The 22,484-nt window shown below is 71.9% G+C and carries 17 protein-coding genes and 3 pseudogenes; 14 read left to right on the forward strand and 6 right to left on the reverse strand.

Annotation, left to right across the window (positions count from 1 at the left end):
• The coding region (locus tag AEQ27_RS04335; RefSeq protein ID WP_054145555.1) for a glycosyl hydrolase 53 family protein at positions 1-1,450 on the forward strand (1,450 nt) is incomplete at its 5' end.
• A 302-nt stretch (positions 1,451-1,752) separates the two neighbouring features.
• On the forward strand, positions 1,753-2,448 hold the full coding sequence (locus tag AEQ27_RS18695) for a glycerophosphodiester phosphodiesterase family protein (protein ID WP_369813586.1): 696 nt from the start codon (positions 1,753-1,755) through the stop codon (positions 2,446-2,448).
• Positions 2,449-2,736: 288 nt separating this feature from the next.
• On the opposite strand, the pseudogene AEQ27_RS18700 reads toward AEQ27_RS18695, so the two are convergent.
• Positions 2,737-4,248, reverse strand: a pseudogene (locus tag AEQ27_RS18700) (ABC-F family ATP-binding cassette domain-containing protein); the annotation flags it as partial.
• On the opposite strand from AEQ27_RS18700, the pseudogene msrB reads away from it, so the two are divergent.
• Both msrB and msrA read left to right on the forward strand, forming a co-directional pair.
• Positions 4,247-4,648 (forward strand): annotated as a pseudogene (gene msrB, locus AEQ27_RS18005) (peptide-methionine (R)-S-oxide reductase MsrB); the annotation flags it as partial. The pseudogenes AEQ27_RS18700 and msrB sit on opposite strands and share 2 nt — an antisense overlap.
• 21 nt (positions 4,649-4,669) lie before the next feature.
• On the forward strand, positions 4,670-5,227 hold the full coding sequence (msrA, locus tag AEQ27_RS18010) for a peptide-methionine (S)-S-oxide reductase MsrA (RefSeq protein WP_054145572.1): 558 nt from the start codon (positions 4,670-4,672) through the stop codon (positions 5,225-5,227).
• 70 nt (positions 5,228-5,297) lie between these two features.
• Here the strand turns inward: msrA and AEQ27_RS17710 are convergent, their stop codons facing one another.
• Entirely contained in the window at positions 5,298-6,017 is a 720-nt protein-coding gene (locus AEQ27_RS17710; RefSeq protein WP_054145557.1) for a hypothetical protein, read from the reverse strand.
• Between the two features lie 179 nt (positions 6,018-6,196).
• On the opposite strand from AEQ27_RS17710, the gene AEQ27_RS04360 reads away from it, so the two are divergent.
• The 6 genes from AEQ27_RS04360 to AEQ27_RS04385 are packed head-to-tail and all read left to right on the forward strand — an operon-like array spanning position 6,197 to position 11,961.
• Positions 6,197-6,571 (forward strand): DUF4180 domain-containing protein, encoded by a 375-nt coding sequence (locus tag AEQ27_RS04360; protein WP_054145573.1) that lies wholly within the window; start codon positions 6,197-6,199, stop codon positions 6,569-6,571.
• A gap of 2 nt (positions 6,572-6,573) precedes the next feature.
• A complete protein-coding gene (locus AEQ27_RS04365; protein WP_161805494.1) occupies positions 6,574-7,185 on the forward strand; it encodes a molybdenum cofactor guanylyltransferase in 612 nt (203 codons plus the stop codon).
• A gap of 9 nt (positions 7,186-7,194) precedes the next feature.
• The gene (locus AEQ27_RS04370; protein ID WP_054145574.1) at positions 7,195-7,452 is read left to right on the forward strand and encodes a DUF6457 domain-containing protein; all 258 of its coding nucleotides are present in this window, start codon (positions 7,195-7,197) and stop codon (positions 7,450-7,452) included.
• Complete coding sequence (locus AEQ27_RS04375; protein WP_054145559.1) at positions 7,449-8,621, forward strand: molybdopterin molybdotransferase MoeA; 1,173 nt, start codon at positions 7,449-7,451, stop codon at positions 8,619-8,621. The genes AEQ27_RS04370 and AEQ27_RS04375 overlap by 4 nt, the downstream gene beginning before the upstream one ends.
• A gap of 53 nt (positions 8,622-8,674) precedes the next feature.
• Positions 8,675-9,652, forward strand: a complete 978-nt coding sequence (fdhD, locus tag AEQ27_RS04380; protein WP_082383242.1) for a formate dehydrogenase accessory sulfurtransferase FdhD — start codon at positions 8,675-8,677, stop codon at positions 9,650-9,652.
• Entirely contained in the window at positions 9,649-11,961 is a 2,313-nt protein-coding gene (locus tag AEQ27_RS04385) for an FdhF/YdeP family oxidoreductase (protein ID WP_054145560.1), read from the forward strand. Before fdhD ends, AEQ27_RS04385 begins: the two co-directional genes overlap by 4 nt.
• A 15-nt stretch (positions 11,962-11,976) precedes the next feature.
• Here AEQ27_RS04385 and AEQ27_RS04390 read toward each other — a convergent pair whose 3' ends face one another.
• Entirely contained in the window at positions 11,977-12,690 is a 714-nt protein-coding gene (locus AEQ27_RS04390) for an MBL fold metallo-hydrolase (protein ID WP_054145561.1), read from the reverse strand.
• Between the two features lie 140 nt (positions 12,691-12,830).
• On the opposite strand from AEQ27_RS04390, the gene AEQ27_RS16425 reads away from it, so the two are divergent.
• Positions 12,831-13,292 (forward strand): TetR-like C-terminal domain-containing protein, encoded by a 462-nt coding sequence (locus AEQ27_RS16425; protein WP_235450973.1) that lies wholly within the window; start codon positions 12,831-12,833, stop codon positions 13,290-13,292.
• A gap of 95 nt (positions 13,293-13,387) precedes the next feature.
• Here the strand turns inward: AEQ27_RS16425 and AEQ27_RS04395 are convergent.
• Positions 13,388-14,572 (reverse strand): annotated as a pseudogene (locus AEQ27_RS04395) (N(5)-(carboxyethyl)ornithine synthase); the annotation flags it as partial.
• A gap of 42 nt (positions 14,573-14,614) precedes the next feature.
• Positions 14,615-15,688 (reverse strand): redox-regulated ATPase YchF, encoded by a 1,074-nt coding sequence (gene ychF, locus AEQ27_RS04400; RefSeq protein ID WP_054145575.1) that lies wholly within the window; start codon positions 15,686-15,688, stop codon positions 14,615-14,617.
• Between the two features lie 119 nt (positions 15,689-15,807).
• Between ychF and AEQ27_RS04405 the strand changes: the two genes are divergently transcribed.
• Positions 15,808-16,437, forward strand: a complete 630-nt coding sequence (locus AEQ27_RS04405; protein WP_054145562.1) for an exonuclease domain-containing protein — start codon at positions 15,808-15,810, stop codon at positions 16,435-16,437.
• Between the two features lie 105 nt (positions 16,438-16,542).
• Positions 16,543-17,811 carry a DNA recombination protein RmuC gene (locus tag AEQ27_RS04410; protein ID WP_054145563.1) on the forward strand — a complete coding sequence of 423 codons (1,269 nt, stop codon included), beginning with the start codon at positions 16,543-16,545 and terminating at the stop codon, positions 17,809-17,811.
• Between the two features lie 81 nt (positions 17,812-17,892).
• Here AEQ27_RS04410 and glpX read toward each other — a convergent pair whose 3' ends face one another.
• On the reverse strand, positions 17,893-18,891 hold the full coding sequence (gene glpX / locus AEQ27_RS04415; protein WP_043597850.1) for a class II fructose-bisphosphatase: 999 nt from the start codon (positions 18,889-18,891) through the stop codon (positions 17,893-17,895).
• Between the two features lie 121 nt (positions 18,892-19,012).
• On the opposite strand from glpX, the gene AEQ27_RS04420 reads away from it, so the two are divergent.
• Positions 19,013-22,342, forward strand: a complete 3,330-nt coding sequence (locus AEQ27_RS04420; protein WP_054145564.1) for an SdrD B-like domain-containing protein — start codon at positions 19,013-19,015, stop codon at positions 22,340-22,342.
• Positions 22,343-22,484: the final 142 nt, after the last annotated feature.

A 22,484-nucleotide genomic window follows, 5' to 3' on the forward strand; every position in this document is an offset into this window, starting at 1 on the left:
GAAGGGCACCACGACGCTCGAGGCGGGGGGGCACGACTCCCCCCCGCGCCTGACGCACGTGCTGTCGACGGCCGGCACGGCCACGACCAGCCAGAAGCTCAAGAAGGTCACGCCCGGTTGGTGGACCTTCTCGGCCTGGGTGAAGAGCGGTGGCGGCCTGGCCACGAGCACGCTCTCGCTGACCGGGTGCGGCTCCGGCGCGAGCACGGACGCCGCGGGCACGACGGTCGTCCCCTCGACCGAGTCCGACGACGGCTGGCTGCACCTGTCGGTCTCGGCCGAGGTGACGCACAGCCAGTGCACGCCCACGCTCACCACGTCGGGAGCCGCGGGGGCCTGGGCGAGCATGGACGACGTGACCTTCACGCCGGGCCGTGTCACCCGCGACGTGCGGGGCGCCGACCTCTCGGGCCTGCCCCGCAACGAGGACCGCGGAGCCGTCTACCTCGACGCCGCCGGTCGTCCGACGGACGCCGTGCAGCAGCTCGCCGATCACGGCGCGAACATGGTGCGGTTGAAGGTCTGGGTCGATCCGACCGACGGCTACAACGACCAGGACGACGTCGTCGCGACGGCCGCGCGGGTGAAGGCGGCGGGCATGCAGCTGCTCGTGGACTTCCACTACAGCGACCGTTGGACCGACCCGGGCGCCCAGACCATGCCGAAGGCCTGGCTCGGGCTGAGCGCCCCCGAGGTCGCCACGAAGATCCACGACCACACCCGCAGCGTGCTCGACGCCCTCGCCGCCGAGGGCATCACCGCGGACGCCGTGCAGGTCGGCAACGAGATCAACCCCGGCATGGTCTGGCCGCTGGGCCAGACCTGGGACGTCGACCCGAGCGACGGCGTCAGCGGCGCGCAATGGGACGACCTGGCGATGTTCCTCACGGCCGGTGCGACGGCGGTGAAGGAGGTCTCGCCGACGACGCAGGTGGTGCTGCACCTGACGAACATCAACAACGGGATCGACGGCTTGACCTGGTGGTTCGACGAGGCGACCTCACGCGGGGTGCCGTTCGACCTGATCGGCCTGTCGTACTACGGCTACTGGCACGGCGGGCTGTCGGGCATGCAGCAGGCGGTCACGACGCTGGCGGCGCGCTACGACCGCGACGTGCTCGTCGTCGAGACCTCGTACCCGTGGACGCTCGAGGACGATCCCGACCACGCCTGGGAGAACGTCGTCGTCGACCCGTCACAGCTGGTCGCCGGCTACCCGGCGACGCCCGAGGGCCAGGCCGCGAACTTCCGGGCGATCCAGGACGTCGTGGCGTCGGCCCCCGGCGGCCGCGGCATCGGCGTCGTGGCCTGGGAGCCCGCGTGGACGGCGGTCGACGGGGCCGGCTGGGACCCGGACGACCCGACCTCGGGCAACGCGTGGGAGAACCAGGCGATGTGGGACTTCGACGGGCGCCCCCTGCCCGCCCTCGACGAGTACGCGGCCGACTGACCCGGGCGAACGCCGGGTGATCCCGGCCGGCCACGTCACGGACCGTGATCGGGGACCCCCAAGATGGGCTCATGCCCTCCTCCCCGCGTCCGCGAGCCCGCGTCGACCGACGCACCGTGTTGCTCGGCGTGGGCGGCGTGGCCGTCCTCGGCGCCGTGGGAGCAGGCGTGGCCCTGCGGACCGCGCGCGTGACCGGGGAGGCGCAGGTCACGCCGACCGCGCCTCCTCGGCCGGTCGACGCCCTGCGGGCCGCGCGTCCCGCCACGGTCGCGCACCGCGGCGGATCACGCGACTGGCCCGAGATGTCGCTGTTCGCGTACCGGCAGTCGGTCGCGGCGGGGGCGGACGCACTCGAGATGTCGCTCGCGCGCACCTCGGACGGAGTGTGGTTCGGCCTGCACGACGAGACCCTCGACCGCACCTCGGGCACGTCCGGCTTCGTCGCCGCAGAGCACACCTGGAGCGAGGTGCAGCGGTACCGCATCTCGGCGGCCGGGACGAGCGACCCCGGGCAGTCGGACCAGCCCTACGCGCGCTTCGACGAGATCGTGCTCGAGTTCGGCCGCGACCACGCCCTGTTCGTCGACCCGAAGTACGTCGGGGCCGACTTCTACCCCGAACTGTTCGAGATCGCCCGGACCCAGCTCGGTACCGCCGACCTGACGCGGACCCTGGTCGGCAAGGGCTACTGCACGCAGACCGAGTGGGGCGACCTCGCCACCGCGCGGGGGTGCGAGACCTGGGGGTACTACTACGCCGACGAGCTGGCGGGCGATCCCGAGCTGCTGACCCGCACCTCCGGCTCCTGGAGCATGCTTGGCCTCGACTGGGCCGCCCCGGCCGCCACCTGGTCGACCCTCGCGGCGACCGGCAAGCCCGTGTACGGCCACATCGTGCCCGACCTCGACGCGGCGCACACCGCCCTCGACCACGGTGCCGACGGGCTCGTCGTGTCGGGCGTCGCCGACGTCGTCGGGCCGCTCACGACCGGGGGCTGAGCCCCGCCGCCCGCCGACGCGGCTCGCGCGCCGCGCCTCGCGCCCGGCGCCCCGCGGCTCCGGCCGCGGTGACCGCCCCCCGTTCGGGCCGGCCGGCCCCCGCCCCGAGCACCGGCCGGCGGGTGGCGACCTGGTCGGCGAAGACCCGGGCGTGGCCGGCCCCGCGCCCGCCCCGGGGAAGTGCTGCAGCGCCCGCTCCAGCACCTGGGCGCTCGGCACGTCGAGGTGGTTGGTGGGCTCGTCGAGCAGCAGCACCGAGGCACCCGAGAGCAGGCACTGCGCCATCGCGACGCGGGCCCGCTGACCACCGGAGAGCGCGCCGATGCGCTTCTTGAGATCGGCCTCGCTGAACTGGAACATCGCGAGGAACCGTCCGACCGACTTGCGCGTCGCGGTCAGGGCGAGACTGTCGGGCATCGCGTTGACCGAGTGCGTGACGGTGTCGTCGTCGTCGAGTTCGGCGAGCACCTGGTCGTACGAGACCACCTTGACCCCGCCCGCCCAGGCGGCCCGACCGGCGTCCGCGCGTTCCTCGCCGGTCAGCACCCGCAGCAGCGTGCTCTTCCCGCTGCCGTTCGCCCCCGTGATCACCAGGCGGTCGCCCCGGCGCAGCTCGAAGGTGAGGTCGTCGAAGAGCGTGCGGTCGTCGCGGGCCTTGCCGAGGCCGTCGACCCGGCAGAGGACGTCCTTGACGTGCAGCCCCGAGTAGATCTCGGTGATGATCTGGTCGACCGGGCGCGGGGCCCGCGACTTCTTCACCTTGGCCAGCTGCTTGAGCAGGTCGCCGCCGTCCTGCCGCTTGGCGGCCTTCGCGGCGTCGCGGCGGTCCGAGATGCCCTCGGCCTCGAAGGCGAGCAGCTCGGACTCGTGCACGAACTGCTGCTCGAGGCTCTTCAACCGGAACTGCTTCTGCACGACGTACTCGGCGAAGTCGCCCGGGTAGTCGTGCAGGTGGAAGTTCTCGACCTCGACGATGCGGGTGACGACCGCGTCGAGGAAGCTGCGGTCGTGCGACACGACGACGGCCGCGCCGTGGAAGTCGCGGAACCAGGACTCGAGCCACTCGACTCCCGCCACGTCGAGGAAGTTCGTCGGCTCGTCGAGCAGCAGCACGTCGGGGTCCTCGAGGACGATCTTCGCCAGGGCCGCCCGGTTGCGCCAGCCACCGCTGAGGTCGTCGATCGAGCTCGTGCGGTGGGCCTCGCTGAAGCCGAGCACGCTGAGGGCGGTGTCGATGCGGCGCGGGTACTCCCAGCCGTCGACGCGGTCCATCTCGGCGAACAGCTCGGACTGCCGGTGGATCAGCTGGTCGAGGGCGTCCCCGCCGTCGGGGTCCATCGCGACCACGGCGATGTCGGCGTCGATCTGCGCCAGGTCGGCCTCGATCGCCCGCTCGTGGGCGAAGAGTCCGGTCAGCACCTCGACGATCGTCTGCGTGCCGTCCAACTCGGAGAACTGCGAGAAGTACCCCACCCGCACGCCCTGCTCGAGGGTGACCGTGCCCTCGTCCGGCTGCACCTGGTCGAGCATCAGCTTGAGCAGCGTGGACTTGCCGCTGCCGTTGCGACCGACGATCCCCACGCGCTCCTTCTCGTCGAGGCGGAAGAACGCCTCGCGCACCACCGGGGTGCCGTCGAAGCGGACGGTCACGTCGTTCAGTCGGATCAGGCTCATGCGTCGATCCTCGCAGGCCGACGGAACACCCGGCGCCGCCCGGTTGTTGTCGTGAGAGGCATCGACGCGATCGCGGGCACCCGACCCCATCCGATCGCCCCGACGCCGACGAACAGGAGGCATCATGTCGAACCAGTACCGGAAAGACCCCGAGGCGGTCGCCCGCCCCACCTCGACCCAACGCCGCGCGACCCAGGGCGGCGGGACCGAACCGGCGTTCCGCAACGAGTTCTGGGACTCGAAGGACGCGGGCATCTACGTCGACGTGGTCTCGGGCGAGCCCCTGTTCGCCTCGGTCGACAAGTTCGACAGCCGCACGGGCTGGCCGAGCTTCACGCGCCCGATCGACGCCGAACACGTCGTCGAGAAGCGCGAGGGGTTGTTCTTCAAGCGCCCCGAGGTGCGCTCCACCGCCGGGGACAGCCACCTCGGCCACGTCTTCCGCGACGGCCCCACCGCCACCGGCGGGCTGCGCTACTGCATCAACTCGGCGGCTCTCCGCTTCGTCCCCTACGCCTCACTCGAAACCGAAGGATACGGTGCCTACATGACGCTCTTCTCCCCCGAATCCACCCCCGCCCCCAGCGGCACGACCGAGACCGCGATCCTCGCCGGCGGTTGCTTCTGGGGTGCCCAGCAGCTGCTGCGCCGTCGACCGGGCATCGTCTCGACCCGTGTCGGCTACTCGGGCGGCAGCGTGCCGAACGCGACCTACCGCAACCACCGCGGTCACGCGGAGGCCGTCGAGATCGTGTTCGACCCGGGCCTGACCTCGTACCGCGAGATCCTCGAGTTCTTCTTCCAGATCCACGACCCGTCGACGAAGGACCGCCAGGGCAACGACGTCGGCGACAGCTACCGCTCGGCGATCTTCTACACGAACGACGAGCAGCGTGCGACGGCCCTCGACACCATCGCCGACGTCGACGCGTCGGGCATCTGGCCCGGCACCGTCGTCACCGAGGTCACCGCCGCGGGCGACTTCTGGGAGGCCGAGGAAGAGCACCAGGACTACCTCGAGAAGGACCCCTTCGGCTACACCTGCCACTTCGTGCGCCCGGGCTGGGTGCTGCCCAAGCGCGACCAGCAGGTCGCCGCGGGCTGACGCCCGTCAGGCCTGCAGGAGGCGCGGTGTCCGTTCGTCGGGCACCGCGCCTCCTGCGTCCGGTCGCCGCTCAGCCCCAGAGGCGCGTGACGATCGAGCCCATGAGGTCGTCCGTCGGGACGTTGCGCTGGGTGACCGTGACGACGACGTCGTCGCGCACCAGGACGGTGTCGGCCATGTCGACGCCGTACATCGGGTGGGTGGTGACGTACTGGCAGAGCGTGCCGCCGTACGCCTCGGAGCAGTCGTAGACGACACCGTCGAGCCAGAACACCGAGGTGGGTTCGCGTCTCTCGGCGAGCCAGGCAGGATAGGCCGCGGCCGTCTCGGCGTCGACCGTGCCGACGTTCGCGAACAGACCCGTGATGTCGGCCCGCACGTCGGCCCAGCCACAGCGCAGCCGGTCGCCGGCGGCCACGACGTCTCGGAGATCGGCGTCGGCCGGTGGTGCGGTGGGGGTGACCGAACCCATCGGACCTCCGAAGTAGGCCGGATCGTTCAGCGGGGCGTCCCGCATGGTGGCGGCGTAGGTCGCGGCGTCGACGATGTCGGTGCAGTCCGTCGGGATCGACACCGGGCGGGCCTCGGGCGTCGAGGTGGGAATGGGCGTCGACGGGGCCGCGGGGTCCGGGGTCGTCGTGGCGGTGCCCGTGGCGGTGGGCCGGGATGCCGGGTCCTTCGTCGCGTCCGCCGGACCGGTCGTCGACGTGCAGCCGACCAGCAGGGCCGCGACCGCACCCGCGGTGGCCAGGCACGCCAGGATCGTCGCCCTGCCGTCAGGTCTCGTCATCGTCGTCCCCCCCTTCGTCGGCCCTTCGGTGAGCCGGGGCCTCCGTGGCCCGCAGGACGAGGCTAGGTGCGCAGCCGCCAGGGCACGTCGGTCGAGCGGATGACTCCGAGAATACCTCAGGATCATGTCGGGCCGGACGACCGAGAAGTCGTCGTACCTGGACGACCTACCCTGTGGGCATGCGCATCGACGACCACGGCCCTCATCGCGTCCTGCACGTCGACCCGGTCGGGCCGCGGCTGTCGACCGAGACGGACGCCGTCGACCTCGTCGGCGAGGCGTTCGGGGCGGACGCGTCGGTCCTCGTCGTGCCGGTCGCCCGTCTCGATCCGGCCTTCTTCGACCTGAGCACCCGCCGGGCGGGCGAGTTCACCCAGAAGCTCGTGGACTACCGCGTGCAGTTGGTGGTGCTGGGCGACGTCGGACGCCACGAAGCGGCGAGCGCCGCGTTCCGTGACCGGGTGCGGGAGTCCAACCGCGGTCGGCACGTCTGGTTCGTCCCCGACGAGGGCACGCTGGCCGCCCGGCTCGCCGCGACCGGACCGCGCGGGTGATCGTGAGCCTCGTGTTCGACGCCGTCCTGCTCGCGGGGGGTCGCGCCTCCCGGGTCCAGGGCGCCGACAAGACCGGGTTCACCAGCGGCGACGCAACACTGCTCGACCGGGCCGTCGAGGCCTCGGCCGGCGCCCGCACCCTCGTCGTGGTCGGTCTGCGCGAGGGCCGAGTGCCGCCCGCCGGGGCACTGCTGACCCGCGAGGAGCCCGCGTGGTCCGGGCCGGTCGCAGCCCTCGCGGCCGGTCTCGACGTCGTCGAGGTCGCGGCGCCGTGGACCCTCGTACTGGCCTGCGACGTGCCGCGGGCACCCGAGGCGGGGCAGGCCCTGCGCGCCGGCGGCGGCGACGGCGGGCGCCGCGACGGCCTGCTGGCGATCGTCGCGGCCGGGCGACGTCAGCCGCTGCTCGGGCTCTACCGGCCCGGCGCCCTCGAGACCCGACTCGCGGCGCTGCGAGCCGACGGCCCCCTCGCCGGCCTCTCGCTGCGCCGTCTGCTCGACGGGCTCGACCTGCTCGAGGTGCCCGTGCCCGACGAGCTCTGCGCCGACGTCGACACCGCGGACGACGCCGACCGCCTGGGTGTCGTCCGGCGCGAGTCCGACGCGACTGGTTGAGTGTCGACCATGACCGACACACCTGCCGAACTCGACGCCTGGGCCGCACGACTCGTCCGGGCCCTCGGCCTGCCCGACGACTTCGTGGTCGACATCCCCGAGGTGCTCGACCTCGCCCGCGACGCGGCGCACGGCGTCGCCCGCCCGGCCGCTCCGCTGACGACGTTCCTCGTCGGTTACGCCGCAGGACTCGCCGGCGGTTCGCAGGCCGAGCTCGACCGCGCGGTCGCGACCGCCACCGCGCTCGCCACGGCCGACCCGGCGTGACGGTCCGGCGGGCCGACTGGCGGGTCGCCCGCGCCGAGGCGGCCGACGCCGCCCGGGCCCTGCCCCGGCAGCTCGAGACCGTCCTGCTGGGCGAGTCCGTCGGCCGGACGCTGGCCCACGACGTGACCAGCCTCGCGCGCGTGCCCGGCCCCGACGTCTCGGCGATGGACGGCTGGGCGGTCGCCGGCGAGGGGCCGTGGCGACTCGGCCCGTCGATCGTCGCGGGCCCGGTCGCCGAGGACGCCGAGTCGCTGGTGCCCGGGGTCGCCCGACCGGTGACCCCGGGCGCCGGCGGGCCGACCGGGCCCGACCGCGGGCTGCGCCCGGAGCCCGGGCACGTGGCCGACGACGGCCTCACGGCCGGCGACGACCCGCGCCGCCCGTCGCCCGTCCGCCGGGCCGGGGGGGCGATCGACCGAGGCGCCGCCCTGGTCGCCGCGGGCACGCTCCTCACCCCGCCCCGCGTGGCCGTGCTGGCCCTGGGTGGGCACGACGACGTGTCCGTGGTCGGGCGGCCGTCGGTCGCCCTGGCCGTGCTCGGCGACGAGGTCGTGGCCGAGGGCGTGCCCGCGCGTGGCACGGTCCGCGACGTGTTCTCGGTGCCGGTGCCGCGCCTCCTCGAGGCCCTCGGGACCGCGCCCGCGACGACGACGCGCGTGGCCGACGACCTCGACTCCACCGTCGCCGCGCTCGACCGCCCGGACAGTCGCCTCGTGGTGACGACCGGAGGCACCGCCCACGGCCCGACCGACCACGTCCGTGCCGCCCTCGACCGGTTGGGCGCCGAGCTGGTCGTCGACGGCCTCGCCATGCGTCCGGGGCAGCCCCTGGTCGTCGCGCGGCGGGGCGGGACGCTGTACCTGTGCCTGCCAGGCAACCCGATGGCCGCCTACGTGGGGCTCGTGGTCGTGGGGACCGCGGTGGTGGACGGCCTCCTCGGCAGGCGACCCGCGCCTCCCGGGTCCGTCACGCTCGCCGTCGACGTGGCCCACCCGCGAGCCGGGGCGCTCGTGCAGGCGTACCGGCTGACGCCGGACGGTGCCGTGCCGACCGAGCGCCAGTCGTCCGCGATGCTGCGCGGCCTGGCCGACGCCGACGGGCTGCTGATCGTGCCTGAAGGTGGCGCGCGGGCCGGCGACGTCGTCCCGTCGCTCGGCCTGCCGTGGTGAGACGCGAGCCTCGCCGGCTTTCGGATCCCGGGTTCGAGGGGTAGACCTGACCCATGGCACGCATCACGTCCCGCAAGCCGGTGACCCGCATCACGGTCGGCGACGACGGCACCGCAGGGGTCCGCAAGACCATGGACACCCTCGCCGTCGAGGAGCCGCTCGAGATCCGCGTCGGCGGCACGTCTCTCGCCATCACCATGCGCACGCCCGGGCACGACTTCGACCTCGCCGCAGGCTTCCTCGTGTCCGAGGCCGTCATCTCGACCGGTGACGAGTTCTTCGCGGCCCGCTACTGCGCCGGGGCCACGGCCGAGGGCCTCAACACCTACAACGTGCTCGACGTCACGCTCGCGCCCGGGGTGCCCGCACCCGACCCGAGCCTCGAGCGGGCGTTCTACACGACGAGCTCGTGCGGGCTCTGCGGGAAGGCCTCCATCGACGCCGTGCGCACGACGTCCCAACACGAGGTGCTGCACGACCCGCTGGTCGTCGACCCCGCCCTGCTCGCGACCTTCCCCGACCGCCTCCGCGAGGGCCAGGACGTCTTCGAGAAGACCGGCGGGCTGCACGCCGCGGCCCTCTTCGACGGTCGCACCGGCGAGCTGCTCGTCCTGCGCGAGGACGTCGGACGACACAACGCCGTCGACAAGGTCGTCGGCTGGGCCGTCAAGGAGGCGCGGCTGCCGTTGAGCGGGACCGTCCTGATGGTCTCGGGTCGCGCCTCGTTCGAGCTGACGCAGAAGGCCTCGATGGCCGGCATCCCGGTGCTCGCCGCCGTGTCGGCGCCGTCCTCGCTCGCCGTCGACCTCGCGACCGAGCTCGGCGTCACGATCGTGGGGTTCCTCCGAGGTCGGTCCATGGTCGTGTACTCACGGCCCGACCGGCTCGGCGAGCCCGACGGGACCGAGCCCGCGGCCCACGCGAGCGTTCCCGGCATCGCGACCCGCGCCTCCTCGTCCTCCCCCGACTCCCCCGGCGGCGCGACGCGCGCCTCCTCGCCCGTCCCCCTGACGATCGGAACCAGACCGTGACCGAGAAACCGCCCGTCTCCGACGTGACAGACGCCGACATCGAGGTCGGCCCCCCGCGCGAGTGGGCCGCCGGCGTGCCCGGTGTGCTGCACTCGATGGACCCGGCCGTCAAACAGCTCGGGCTGGCCCGCACCGTCAAGCTCATGACGTCGCTGAACCAGAAGGACGGCTTCGACTGCATGAGCTGCGCCTGGCCCGACCCGAACCACCGCAAGGTGGCCGAGTTCTGCGAGAACGGCGCCAAGGCGGTCACCTGGGAGGCCAACCCGGTGCTCGTGCCCGACACGTTCTGGGCCGAGCACTCGGTGACCGACCTGCTCGACAAGACCGAGTACTGGCTCGGCATGCAGGGTCGCCTCACCAAGCCCGTGCACAAGCCGGCCGGCAGCGACCACTACCGCGAGGTGTCGTGGGACGAGGCGTTCCGCCTGATCGGCGACAAGCTGAAGTCGCTCGCCAGCCCCGACGAGGCCTCGTTCTACACCTCGGGCCGCACCTCGAACGAGGCGGCCTTCGCCTACCAGCTGTTCGTGCGGGCGTTCGGCACGAACAACCTGCCCGACTGCTCGAACATGTGCCACGAGTCGACGAGCCTCGCCATGGCCGAGGTGGTCGGCATCGGCAAGTCGACGATCGCGTACGACGACTTCGAGCAGGCCGACCTGATCGTCATCCTCGGGCAGAACCCGGGCACCAACCACCCGCGCATGCTGACGGCCCTCGAGGACGCCAAGCTCAAGGGCGCGAAGATCGTCGCGGTCAACCCGCTGCCCGAGGCCGGCCTGCGTCGCTACAAGAACCCGCAACTGCCGCGCGGCGTCGCGGGACGCGGCACCGAGATCGCCGACCAGTTCCTGCAGATCCGGCTCGGCGGCGACATGGCCCTGCTGCAGGCGGTCGCCAAGCGCGTCCTCGAGGCCGAGGACGCCGCGCCCGGCACGGTGCTCGACCACGAGTTCCTGGCCGAGCACACCGTCGGCCTCGAGGCCTTCCGCGAGCACATCGCGCAGGTCGACGACGACGAGGTGCTGCTGGCCACCGGTCTCGACCGCGCCGAGATCGACGAGCTCGCCGACCGCTACCTGGCCTCGGACCGCGTGATCATCACCTGGGCGATGGGCATCACGCAGCACCGCAAGGCCGTCGACACCATCAAGGAGATCATCAACCTGCTGCTGTTGCGGGGCAACATCGGCAAGCCGGGCGCCGGAGCCTCGCCCATCCGCGGGCACAGCAACGTGCAGGGCGACCGCACGATGGGCATCTGGGAGCAGGTCTCGGACGAGTTCCTCGACGCCCTGCAGAAGGAGTTCCGCTTCGACCCGCCGCGCGAGCACGGCGTCGACGCCCTCAAGGGCATCAAGGCCATGCAGGAGGGGCGGATCAAGTTCTGGATGGGCATGGGCGGCAACCTCGTGGCCGCGATCTCGGACACCCGGCTCGCCGAGGCCGCGATGCGCGGCACCGACATGACCGTGCAGGTGTCGACGAAGCTCAACCGATCGCACGCCGTCGTCGGCGCCGAGGCGCTCATCCTGCCGACGCTCGGCCGCACCGAGATCGACGTGCAGGCGGCCGGGCCGCAGTTCGTCTCGGTCGAGGACACCGTCTGCTCGGTGCACGGCAGCCACGGTCAGGTGCCGCCCGTCGCGCCCGACCTGCTCAGCGAGGTCGCCATCGTCAGCCGTCTCGCGCAGGCGACCCTCGGCGACCGTCACGACCTGTCGATCGACTGGCAGGCCTTCGCGGACGACTACGACACGTTGCGGGACCACATCAGTCGCGTCGTGCCGGGCTTCGAGCGCTACAGCGAGCGGGTGCGCAGCCGCGACGGGTTCGTCCTGCCGAACGGGCCGCGCGATTCCCGGACGTTCCCGACGAAGGTCGGCAAGGCCATGATCACGGTCAACGACCTCGAGCGCGTCGAACGTCCCGAGGGCACGCTGCTGCTGCAGACGTTGCGCTCGCACGACCAGTACAACACCACGATCTACAGCCTCAACGACCGCTACCGCGGCATCAAGAAGGGCCGGCACGTGGTGTTCGTCAACCCGCTCGACCTCGACGACCTCGGGCTCGTCGACGGCCAGAAGGTCGACGTGGCGACGGTCTGGACCGACGACGTCGAGCGGGTGCTTCGCGACTACCGCATCGTCGCCTACCCGACGGCCCGGGGGTGCGCCGCGGCGTACTTCCCCGAGGCGAACGTGCTCGTGCCGCTCGACAGCGCGGCCATCGGCAGCAACACGCCGGTGTCGAAAGCGGTGCTGGTGCGCGTGACGCCGGCGGCGGTGCCGGTCGGGGTCTGAGCCCGGACCACCGGGTCAGTGGGCGGCGGCTCGGACGGCGCGCACCGCCGCGTCGACGCCACCGCCCCAGGGGGCGCCGTGCCCCGGCAGGACCCAGGTCGCACGCGTCTCGAGCAAGGCGTCGAGCGACGCGAGGGCCCGGTCGGGCTCGTCGGTGAACGGAGCCGGTGCGGGCCCGACGTGACCGGTCGTCACGTGGCGAGTGGTCAGGGCGTCGCCCACGAAGACGGCGTCGACGCTCGGGACGAAGACGGCGATGCTGCCCTCGGAGTGCCCGGGCATCGGGATGACCCGGGGCGAGCCCGGCAGGTCGAGCGTCTCTCCGCCGTGCACCTCGACGACCTCGGTGAGCCAGGCGGTCTTCGCCCCGCCCTTGCGGGGGCTGTAGCCGGCGAAACCCAGCAGGGGGCCGAGCTTCATCGGAGGCATGCCGTTCTTCGGCTTCGGTCCGCCCTTCGCACGGGACGCGTCGGCCGCGTGGACGTACACGGGCACGCCGTGGTCGCGACGCAGCCGCTCGGCGAAACCGACGTGGTCGGAGTCGCCGTGGGTGAGGACGACGCCCTTCACGTCGGCGAGGGTGCGTCCGACGGCGGCGAGTTCGGTGACGAGTTCGGACCAGAGGCCGGGCAGACCGGCATCGATCACGGTCACGCCCTCGGGCGTGACGACGAGGTAGGCGGCGACGATGTCGTTGCCGATGCGGTGGAGGGAGGGTGCGAGTTCCATGATGGCTACGGTACTTAGCCATCATGGCTATTGTCAATAGCTATACTCGACGGATGCCCACACCGGACCGCACCTCGCTCGACGCCATCCTCCTCGCCGCCCGCGAGCTGCTCGAGGCCGACGGCCCCGCCGGCCTGACGATGGCCGCGGTCGCGGCGCGGGTCGGCGTGCGCGCCCCCTCGCTCTACAAGCGGGTCGAGAACCGGGAGGCGCTGCTGCGGGCGGGCGCGGAGGCCCCCCTCCCCGGCCTGGCCGCGCGGCACGCCGGGGCGGGGTCGGCCCGCGAGCTGCTCGACGCCTTCCGCGCCTTCGGGCACGAGCGCCCGGCTGCGTTCCAGCTGGTCATGACGCCCGGACCCGGCGTCCCCACCGCGCGACGCGAGTTCGGTGCCGCGGCGAGTGCGGCCGCGCTCCGGGTCGGCGAGGAGCTCGTCGGGCCGGCGCACGCCCTCGACGCCGCCCGCACACTCACGGCGTGGGTGGCGGGCTTCGTCATCATGGAACTCAACGGAGGCTTCCAGCTGGGCGGCGACGTCGGCGGGGCGTGGGCCTTCGGGGCCGGGCGCATCCTGGCGGCCCGCGCCGCGCCTCCTCGGGACTGAGCCGCCCGACGGGCGGGCGGCTTCGTGGCGCACGGGCGTCCACGAACGCCCGGTTCCGCCGAGACCGCCCGGCCCGCCGGCCGGCCGGCCTGCTGGGCGGGCGGGGCGGGGGGGTAGGAGGGGGCGGGGGGCGGGAGCTCGGGGAGCGCCGCGTTCCCGACCCGCCCCTCCGCGATCTCGACGGCGCGGCGGATGGTGTCGGACGCCGCCCACGAGGCCGGCCCCTCCATGACCGTGCGCAGGAACGGCAGGAGGGCCTCGCTGATCTCCCACGTCGTGGAGTTCCAGAGCAGTGAGGGGCGGTGGTCGACGGCGTAGTAGTTCGTGGTCGCGCCGACGGTGACGAGCGGCTCGGCGAAGGTCGTGGCCCGGGCCCAGTCGAAGCCCATGCCCTCGTCCACCGAGACGTCGACGATGAGGCTGCCGGGGCGGAAGGCGTCGAGGTCGGTCTCGCGGAGATAGGTGAGCGGGGCGTTCGGGTCCTGGAGGGTGCAGTTGACGACGATGTCGGCGGCGGCGAGGAACGGAGCGAGGGCGACCGGCCCGTCGGGGGTGTTCACGGTGCTGGCGCCGGGCGTCTCGGGGTCGTGCTCGAACTGGAAGATGTCGACCGACGGGATCGGCGAGCCGACGGCGGCGATGTTGCGGTTCGTCAGCACGCGGACGTCGTGGATGCCGTGGGCGTTGAGGGCGGTGACCGCACCGCGGGCGGTGGCGCCGAAGCCGATGACGACGGCGCTGAGGCGACGGCCGTAGTCGCCGGTCGAGCCGCAGAGCTGGAGGGCGTGCAACACCGAGCAGTAGCCGGCGAGCTCGTTGTTCTTGTGGAAGACGTGCAGTCCGTAGCCGCCGTCGGGCTGCCAGTGGTTCATGGCCTCCCACGCGATCAGGGTGAGGCGCTTGTCGATGGCAAGTTGGGTGATCTCGCGGTCCTGGACGCAGTGCGGCCAGCCCCAGAGGGTCTGGCCGTCGCGGAGGCCCTCGAGATCGGCGGCCTGGGGCTTGGGCAGCAGGACGACGTCGCTGTCGGCGACGATCTGGTCACGGTCGGCCATCGCCACGAGGGGCTCGAGGTCGGCGTCGGGGATGCCGAAGCGCAGGCCGTAGCCGCGCTCGAGGGTCATGCTCTCGCGCAGATCGGCGTCGATGCGGTCGAGGTGCGCGGGGTGGATCGGCAGGCGCCGCTCGTCGGGCTTGCGCGAGGTGGCCAGGACGCCGAGGCGCAGCAGTGCGGGGGTGCCGGAGGTGGTGCCGGTGGGCGTGGAATCCGTTTGGCTCATGCTTGAGAGTAGATGAGTGGTGCTCGGCCCCGAGCCGGCGGGTCAGTTGTTGAAGCGGAACTCCACCACGTCGCCGTCTTGCATGACGTACTCCTTGCCCTCGATGCGGGCCTTGCCGGCCGAGCGCGCCTCCGCGATGGAGCCGGTCTCGACCAGGTCGTCGAACGAGATGACCTCGGCCTTGATGAAGCCCTTCTCGAAGTCGGTGTGGATGACTCCGGCGGCCTGCGGGGCCTTCCAGCCCTTGCCGATCGTCCAGGCGCGGGTCTCTTTCGGGCCGGCCGTCAGGTAGGTCTGCAGCCCCAGCGTCTCGAACCCGATGCGGGCGAGCTGGTCGAGCCCGGACTCGTCCTGCCCGAGCGACGCGAGCAGCTCGGCGGCGTCCTCGTCGTCGAGGCCGATCAGCTCGGACTCGACCTGCGCATCGAGGAAGATTGCCTCGGCCGGCGAGACCAGCGCCTGCAGCTCGGCCTTGCGCGCCTCGTCGGTGAGGACGGCCTCGTCGACGTTGAAGACGTAGATGAAGGGCTTCGCGGTGAGTAGCCCGAGCTCGCGGATCGGCTCGAGGTCGATGTTCGTGGCCGAGAGCGCCTCGCCACGCTGCAAGGCATCTCGGGCGGCGACGGCCGTCTCGTGCACGATCGGCTCGACGCGCTTCAGCCGCAGCTCTTTCTCGTACCGGACGAGCGCCTTCTCGACCGTCTCGAGGTCGGCGAGGATCAGCTCGGTGTTGATCGTGCCCATGTCGCTCTCGGGGTCGACCTTGCCGTCGACGTGCACGACGTCGGGGTCGTCGAAGCCGCGCACGACCTCGGCGATGGCGTCGGCCTCGCGGATGTTCGCCAGGAACTTGTTGCCGAGCCCCTCGCCCTCGCTCGCCCCCTTGACGATGCCTGCGATGTCGACGAACGACACCGGCGCGGGCAGGATCTTCTCGCTGCCGAAGAGGCCGGCCAACACCTGGAGGCGCGGGTCCGGCAGGTTGACGATGCCCACGTTGGGCTCGATGGTCGCGAACGGATAGTTCGCCGCCAGCACCTGGTTCTTGGTCAGGGCGTTGAACAGGGTGGACTTGCCGACGTTGGGCAGTCCGACGATCGCGATAGTGAGAGCCACGAGGGTCAAGCGTACCGGCCCTGTCGAGCCGTGCCGTCGGCGTCGAGCCGGCTGGGGACGGAACGGCATCCGACCGTGCCTGGGGAGGCGGTGTCGGAGGCGCGTGAGAGCATGAGTCAATGCCCATCGACTTCACCGCGATCGACTTCGAGACCGCGAACTCGAGCAGCGCCAGCGCCTGCTCCGTCGGCCTCGTCAAGGTCCGCGACGGGGTCGTCGTCGACAAGGTCGGCTGGTTGATCCAGCCACCGGCCGGGCACGACGAGTTCTCCGAGTGGAACACCCGCATCCACGGCATCGTCGCGAGCGACGTGATCGGCGCCTTCGGCTGGGCCGAGCAGTTCGAGCTGCTCGCCGACTTCGCCGGCGACGACGTGTTCGTCGCCCACAACGCCGGCTTCGACATGGGCGTCATCAAGGCAGCCTGCGCGGCGACCGGGCTCACCCCTCCCCCGTGGTCGTACCTGTGCAGCCTGCAGGTCGCCCGCAAGACCTACTCGCTCGACTCGTACCGGCTTCCGGTCGCCGCGACGGCCGCCGGCTTCGACTCCTTCTCACACCACGACGCCCTCGCCGACGCCGAGGCCTGCGCGGCAATCGTCGCCCACTCGGCCCTGTTCCACGGCGCCGACGACCTGACACAACTCGCGGCGATAGCATCGGTCAAGGTGAAGGTGCTGCAGCCGGCCGGGGAACCGACGGCATCCGCCGTTCCTCGGGCCGACCGGCGCCCGATGGCCTTCGGCTGAGGCCTCCAGCTTCTCGACGACGACGCCTCCGCGGCGCGTTGACCGCGTCCGCCTCGACCGTACCGACCACCAGCCGGTGTCGGTGGCCGCTGCGACACTGCCGTCATGCCCCTCCCGCTCGCCCTGTTCCTCGCCCTGCTGCTCGGTCTCGTGCTCGGCATCGTCGTCGGCGCGCTCGTCGCCCGCACCCGCGCGGCCGAGACGTCGGCGCGCCTGTCGTCCGACCTCGCCGCGGCCCGGGCCGTTGCCGACGCCTCCCGCGAGCGCCTCGACGGCCAGGACGACCAGTACCGACGCCAGATCGCGCAGCAAGAAGACCGACTCCGCGAGTTCCAGGACCGCCTCCGCGACGTCCGCATCGCCGAGGCCGAGAGGGCGCGCACCGACGGTCAGGTGCTCGTCGCGCTCAGCCCGGTGGCCGAGAGCCTGCAGGCCGTCCAGCAGAAGGTGGCCGAGCTCGAGGCCGAACGCACACTCCAGTACGGCGCCATCAGCGAGCAGCTGCGCACCGCCGCCGAATCGGGCGAACGGCTCCGCGGGACGGCCGAGTCGCTCGCCTCGGCGCTGAAGTCGAACAGCACGCGCGGCGTCTGGGGCGAGACCCAGTTGCGCAACGTCGTGCAGGCAGCCGGTCTCGTCGAGCGTGTGGACTTCGACGTGCAGACGTCGATCTCGTCGGACGCCGGCTCGGGTCGGCCCGACATGGTGGTGCACCTCCCCGGGGGCAAGAACATCGCGGTCGACGCCAAGGTGCCGTTCTCGGCCTATCTCGAGGCCAGCGCCATCCCCGCCTCCGCCACGGGTGACGAGGGCGCCCGACGTGACCAACTCGTGCGGCAGCACGTCAAGGCACTGCGGGCGCACGTCGACGCCCTGGCGGGCAAGACCTATTGGGCGGGGCTCGACTCCTCACCTGAACTCGTCATCGCGTTCATCCCGAGCGAGTCGCTCGTGTCGTCCGCCCTCGAGGCCGACCCCGCCCTGATGGACTACGCGTTCCAGAAGCGCGTCGCCCTGGCGTCGCCCGTGACCCTCTGGTCGGTGCTCAAGACCGTCGCGTTCAGCTGGCAGCAGGACGTCGTCACCGCCGAGGCGAAAGAACTGTTCGACCTCAGCCGCGAGCTCTACGGGCGGCTGTCGACCATGGCAGGTCACGTGGACAAGCTCGGCCGGTCCCTGCGCGCCGGCGTCACCGACTACAACCGGTTCGTCGGGTCGCTCGAGCGGACGGTCCTCCCGTCGGCCCGTCGGCTCAGCATGCTCGACGAGTCCAAGGTCCTCGCGACCCCGACGACCGTCGAGGAGTCACCGCGCGAGCTCACCGCACCCGAACTCGCCTCGGCACTCGACGAGCGCAGCACCGGCCGCGACTGATTCCTCGCCACCGTCGTCGCCGGAGACGACGAACGCCCGACCGAGGCCGGGCGTTCGTCGTGTCGTGAGGCGCCGTGGAGGTCAGGCCTTCTCGCCGTACCACTTCGAGACGAGGTGATCGGCCTCGACGCGACGGATGGTGCCCGAGTGCGAGCGCAGCACGATGCTCGACGTGCGGATCATGCCCTGCTTCCGTGTGACGCCGGCGACGAGGGCACCGTCGGTGACGCCCGTGGCGACGAAGTACGCGTTGTCGCCCGTGACGAGGTCGTCCTGGTCGAGCACGCGGTCGAGGTCGTGACCGGCGTCGATCGCCTTCTGGCGCTCGGCGTCGTCCTTCGGAGCGAGACGGGCGAGGATCAAGCCGTCGAGGGCCTTCACCGCGCAGGCCGTGATGATGCCCTCGGGGGTGCCGCCGACACCGACGCACATGTCGATGCGCGAATCGGGACGGGCCGCGTTGATGCCGCCGGCGACGTCACCGTCGAGCAGCAGCCGGGTCGACGCGCCCACGGCGCGGATCTCGGCGATCAGGTCGGCGTGACGGGGGCGGTCGAGCACGGCGATCTGCATGTCCTCGACGGCGATGCCCTTGGCCGCGGCCAGGGCGGTGATGTTCTCGCCGATCGGACGGTCGAGGTCGATGATGCCGCGGCCCTCGGGACCGGTGACGATCTTGTCCATGTAGAAGACGGCGCTGGGGTCGTACATGCTGCCCCGGTCGCTGACGGCGATGACCGAGAGCGCGTTCATGCGTCCCGCCGCGGTGAGGCTGGTGCCGTCGATCGGGTCGACGGCGATGTCGCAGGCGGGGCCGAAGCCGTTGCCGACGTGCTCGCCGTTGAAGAGCATCGGGGCTTCGTCCTTCTCGCCCTCGCCGATGACGACGACGCCGTCGAAGGCCACGGTGCCCAAGAACTTGCGCATGGCGTCGACCGCTGCCTTGTCGGCGGCGTTCTTGTCGCCCTTGCCGATGAACGGAGCGGAACGGATCGCGGCCGCCTCGGTGGCCCGGACCAGTTCCATGCCCAGGTTGCGATCGGGGTGCGAATAGAGGGTTCCGGAATCCGTGTCAGCCATGTCGACGACCTTACTCGGATCAGGGCTTACATGAGGCGCGTTTTAATGACATTCTGGATGACAACCTCCACTGCGACATTCCGCGTACCTCATTCCATCGACTCTCGTCGAAAGGCTGTCCATGCCCCCCTCCTTCCCGTGGCGACGCCGCGCCACGGCCCTCGCCGTGATGACGACGGTGCTCGCCTCCGGCGCCGTCTCCGCGTCGGCCGACCCGACGCTCTCCGACGCCGACCTCACCCTCTCGATCGAGTCCTCCGAGGACGGCCACGGTCCGTTCACCCCGGGCGCCGACACCCCGGGGGCGGACTCCTCCGCGAACAACGGGCGCGTCCGGACGGCCGACGCCGTCACGTGGTCGGTCCAGCTCGGGGCACGTTCCGGCCGAGCCGACGACGTCGTGCTCGAGCTCGACTCCGTCTCGGGTTCCGTCTTCTCCGAGCGGCCCGACCAATGCGGCGCAGGTTCCCGGGTCACCCCCGAGCACCTCACCTGTCGCATCGGGTCCCTCGAGCGCGGCATCCTCGCCATCCCCGTCGTGACCCGGGTGCCCCAGACCGCTCCGGCGAATTCGATCGCAGCCATCGCCGGGCAGCTGGTCGCGGCGGGTTCCGCCCCCGTCCCCGCGACCTCCGACGACATCGTCGTCAGTGCCGCCCCCCGATGGGACCTCTCGGCGTCGACGGTCGTGCCCGTCTTCTCCGAGACGGTCGGGCCCGACGGCCTCACGCCGGGGTTCCGCATCGTCTATCCGGTGCTCCTCCACGGCGATGGGCTGCAGCCCGAACAGGGCCCCCTCGGGCTCGAGTCCCTCGGCGGCAGCATCTCGTTCGTCGACGACGTCTCGAGGATGTACGGCTCGAACCGCAGTCCGGCGGTCCTGTCACCCCTCGACGACGCCCCCGCCTGCGGGATCAACACCGGGCAGATAACCGGGGCACCGGGCGGTCGAGGCGGCGGGACCGACGCCGTGGTCGATTCCGGAGAATTCACGTGCACGCAATCCGGTCCGGGCGAACCCGTCACGGTGAGCATCGCCGGCATCGACTCGTCACTGACATCCGTCCCGACCCGGTCCGTCTCGGGTACGCCGATCACGGGCGGCGTCAAGCCGTACGTCGTCTCCGGCTACATGAGCCTGTGGGTGCCTCGACCGGCGACGGGCGATTCCTTCACGGCCCGCAACGTCTACCGGGATCTCGCGGCACCCTCCGTCTCGGGGCAGACCAACTACCTCGACGGCGCGGAACCCGCGAGCAACAACGTGGTCGACCGGAACGTCGGTGAGTTCGCGGGTGTGCAGGGCTCACAGCGCTACTTCGGAGCCGAGCAGGGCACGGCCACGACGTGGAACGCCTCCGGCAAGTACGACCAGCCCTACGTCACCCCTGGCCAGGACCTCGTCATCCGGGGCACCCTGCGCAACGCCGGGACGACGACCTGGTCGGGGACGAAGCTCTGCACCGTGTTCGACCGGGACGTCCAGTCCCTCCGGCAGGTCGGTGCGAACTGGGCCGTCTCCTCGGACCGTGCCGCGACCGGACGCCCCGCATTCGCCGCGTTCGGCGCCGACGACCCCTCGGCTCTCCGGGATGCCGAGTGCGGCCCCGGTGACGACTGGTACGACGACCCGACCGACGTCCCTGGTGGCCCGGAGGCCGTCGGCAAGGTGGTCTGGTCGTTCGACCACCCCGGTGACGCGACCATCGGGTTCAACGTCTTCGTCTCCCTCCACGACGATCTCCCCGATCTGCAGCGCGTCCGATCCTTCACGAGCGTGCAGCGGGTGACCGGCGCAGCGTGGGTGCACGACCGTAACCCGGCAGACGAGGCCAACGGCGGCTGGGCGGACTTCCTCACGATGACCTCCGACCTGGCCCGGGTCACCACGAAGGTCGTCGACCCGGGGCACGATGCGGAAGACACCCCCGATGCGACCCGTTTCGCGCGAGCAGGCGAGACCGTGACGCTCGCCGTCTACCCGACGGTCACGAACGCCACCGGCAACGGCCTGCCGGGCGACCTCCTGGTCACCGACCTGCTGCCACCGGGTGCGTCCTACGTCGAGGGCAGCTCGTCCCATCGGCCTGAGACCATCGTCGACGAGTCGGGGGCCGACGGTGTCGTCCAGCAGCGCATCACCTGGCGGTTCCCGGCCGTCCACCCCAACGACGCCCTGCCGGCCGTGACCTTCGACATCGTCCTCGGGGCCGCCGTCGGCCCCGTCGTCTCGACCGCCTCCGTGGTGTGGGACCGTGACGTGTCCGACGACCCCCGCAAACAGGCGACCCGGGGGCTCCATGTCCTGGCCGGAGCGGGCTTCAGCGTCGGCGAGACCGTCGACGGGGAACGACACGTCCTCGGAGACGAGGTGACGTTCACCCTGCGATACCAGAACCTGGCGCCGACCGACATGAGCTCGTCCGCCCTGGTGACCGTCCTGCCCCACGATGATGACGGTCGGAAAACCGTCGTCGGAACCCGCGTCGAACTGGTCGGGCCCGTCGCCGCGGTGTCGAGCGGCGAAGAGGTGCGATACACGACGGCCGCCGCGTCGAGCGTGCCGAACGATCCCGACGACGACGGAACGACCTGGTGCGTCGCCGACCTGTTCGGGTCGGTCGGCTGCCCGTCGTCGTGGGCCGAGGTGACGGCTGTCCGGATCGACACCGACGACGCCGTGGCGCCCTCACAGATCGTCCGACACGACCTGGTGGTCCGGGTCGCCGAAGGTGGTGCGCGAGATGCCGTCCTGGCCTCCGACTTCACCCTCCGAACTCCCAGCATCTCGACGGCGTTGTCGTCCCAGGTGGTCTCGACGACGTTCGTCTCGGGTTCGATCGGCGACCAGGTGTGGGCCGACGTCGATGGCGACGGATTGCAGGGCGACGAGCCGGGAGTGGCCGATCTGCGCCTCGTCCTGACCGGAGTGGACGATCGAGGCGACGACGTCGACCGCGAGACGACGACGGACGCCGAGGGTCGGTACACGTTCGAAGCGCTCCGGCCCGGCACGTATCTCCTCGACGCCGGTGCTGCGGGCCGCGTCTGGACCGCAGCACATCAGGGCGACGACTCCCGGCGAGACTCCGACGTCGACGAAGAGGGCCGGGCGACGATCAGCATCGACCGGGTCGACGACGACACCGGCACCCTGGTCGGCGTCACGTCGACGTCGGACGTCGACGCCGGCCTGATCCCCGATCCGCCCGTGACCGACCCCCCGGTCACCGAGCCTCCTGCCGACGGAGACCAGGGCGATTCCGGCGACACCGAGACGCCCGGAGACGCTGGGCCGGTGGACACCTCTGACACGGGCTCGGGTTCGACCCCGGCTCGGCTCGCCTTCACCGGCACGTCGGCAGCCCTCCTCGCAGGCGGTCTCGCCCTGGGCCTCGCCCTGCTCACCCTCGGGGTCCTGACGATCCGCCGACGCCGACTCGAGAAGTGAGGCGACGCGGGGCCGGGTGCCGCACGGAGGGCACCCGGTCCCGCGGGGGCCGAGCAGGCGCCCGCCCGTCGTCCCGGGGCTCCGCAGCACAGGGCACGGGGCACCGCACCCGTCGGTAGGCTGGTGACGCAGCCCGAACAAG

It is taken from the genome of Frigoribacterium sp. RIT-PI-h, assembly GCF_001297205.1.
In the GTDB taxonomy this organism is placed as follows: Bacteria; Actinomycetota; Actinomycetes; order Actinomycetales; family Microbacteriaceae; genus Frigoribacterium.

Excerpts from the sequence above, each read along its gene's own strand:
- AEQ27_RS18695 (WP_369813586.1), top strand. The coding sequence starts at position 1,753 with ATGTCGCTGTTCGCGTACCGGCAGTCGGTCGCGGCGGGGGCGGACGCA.
- msrA (WP_054145572.1), top strand. The coding sequence starts at position 4,670 with ATGACGCTCTTCTCCCCCGAATCCACCCCCGCCCCCAGCGGCACGACC.
- AEQ27_RS17710 (WP_054145557.1), bottom strand. The coding sequence starts at position 6,017 with ATGACGAGACCTGACGGCAGGGCGACGATCCTGGCGTGCCTGGCCACC.
- AEQ27_RS04360 (WP_054145573.1), top strand. The coding sequence starts at position 6,197 with ATGCGCATCGACGACCACGGCCCTCATCGCGTCCTGCACGTCGACCCG.
- AEQ27_RS04370 (WP_054145574.1), top strand. The coding sequence starts at position 7,195 with ATGACCGACACACCTGCCGAACTCGACGCCTGGGCCGCACGACTCGTC.
- fdhD (WP_082383242.1), top strand. The coding sequence starts at position 8,675 with ATGGCACGCATCACGTCCCGCAAGCCGGTGACCCGCATCACGGTCGGC.
- AEQ27_RS04390 (WP_054145561.1), bottom strand. The coding sequence starts at position 12,690 with ATGGAACTCGCACCCTCCCTCCACCGCATCGGCAACGACATCGTCGCC.
- AEQ27_RS16425 (WP_235450973.1), top strand. The coding sequence starts at position 12,831 with ATGGCCGCGGTCGCGGCGCGGGTCGGCGTGCGCGCCCCCTCGCTCTAC.
- AEQ27_RS04405 (WP_054145562.1), top strand. The coding sequence starts at position 15,808 with ATGCCCATCGACTTCACCGCGATCGACTTCGAGACCGCGAACTCGAGC.
- AEQ27_RS04410 (WP_054145563.1), top strand. The coding sequence starts at position 16,543 with ATGCCCCTCCCGCTCGCCCTGTTCCTCGCCCTGCTGCTCGGTCTCGTG.
- glpX (WP_043597850.1), bottom strand. The coding sequence starts at position 18,891 with ATGGCTGACACGGATTCCGGAACCCTCTATTCGCACCCCGATCGCAAC.
- AEQ27_RS04420 (WP_054145564.1), top strand. The coding sequence starts at position 19,013 with ATGCCCCCCTCCTTCCCGTGGCGACGCCGCGCCACGGCCCTCGCCGTG.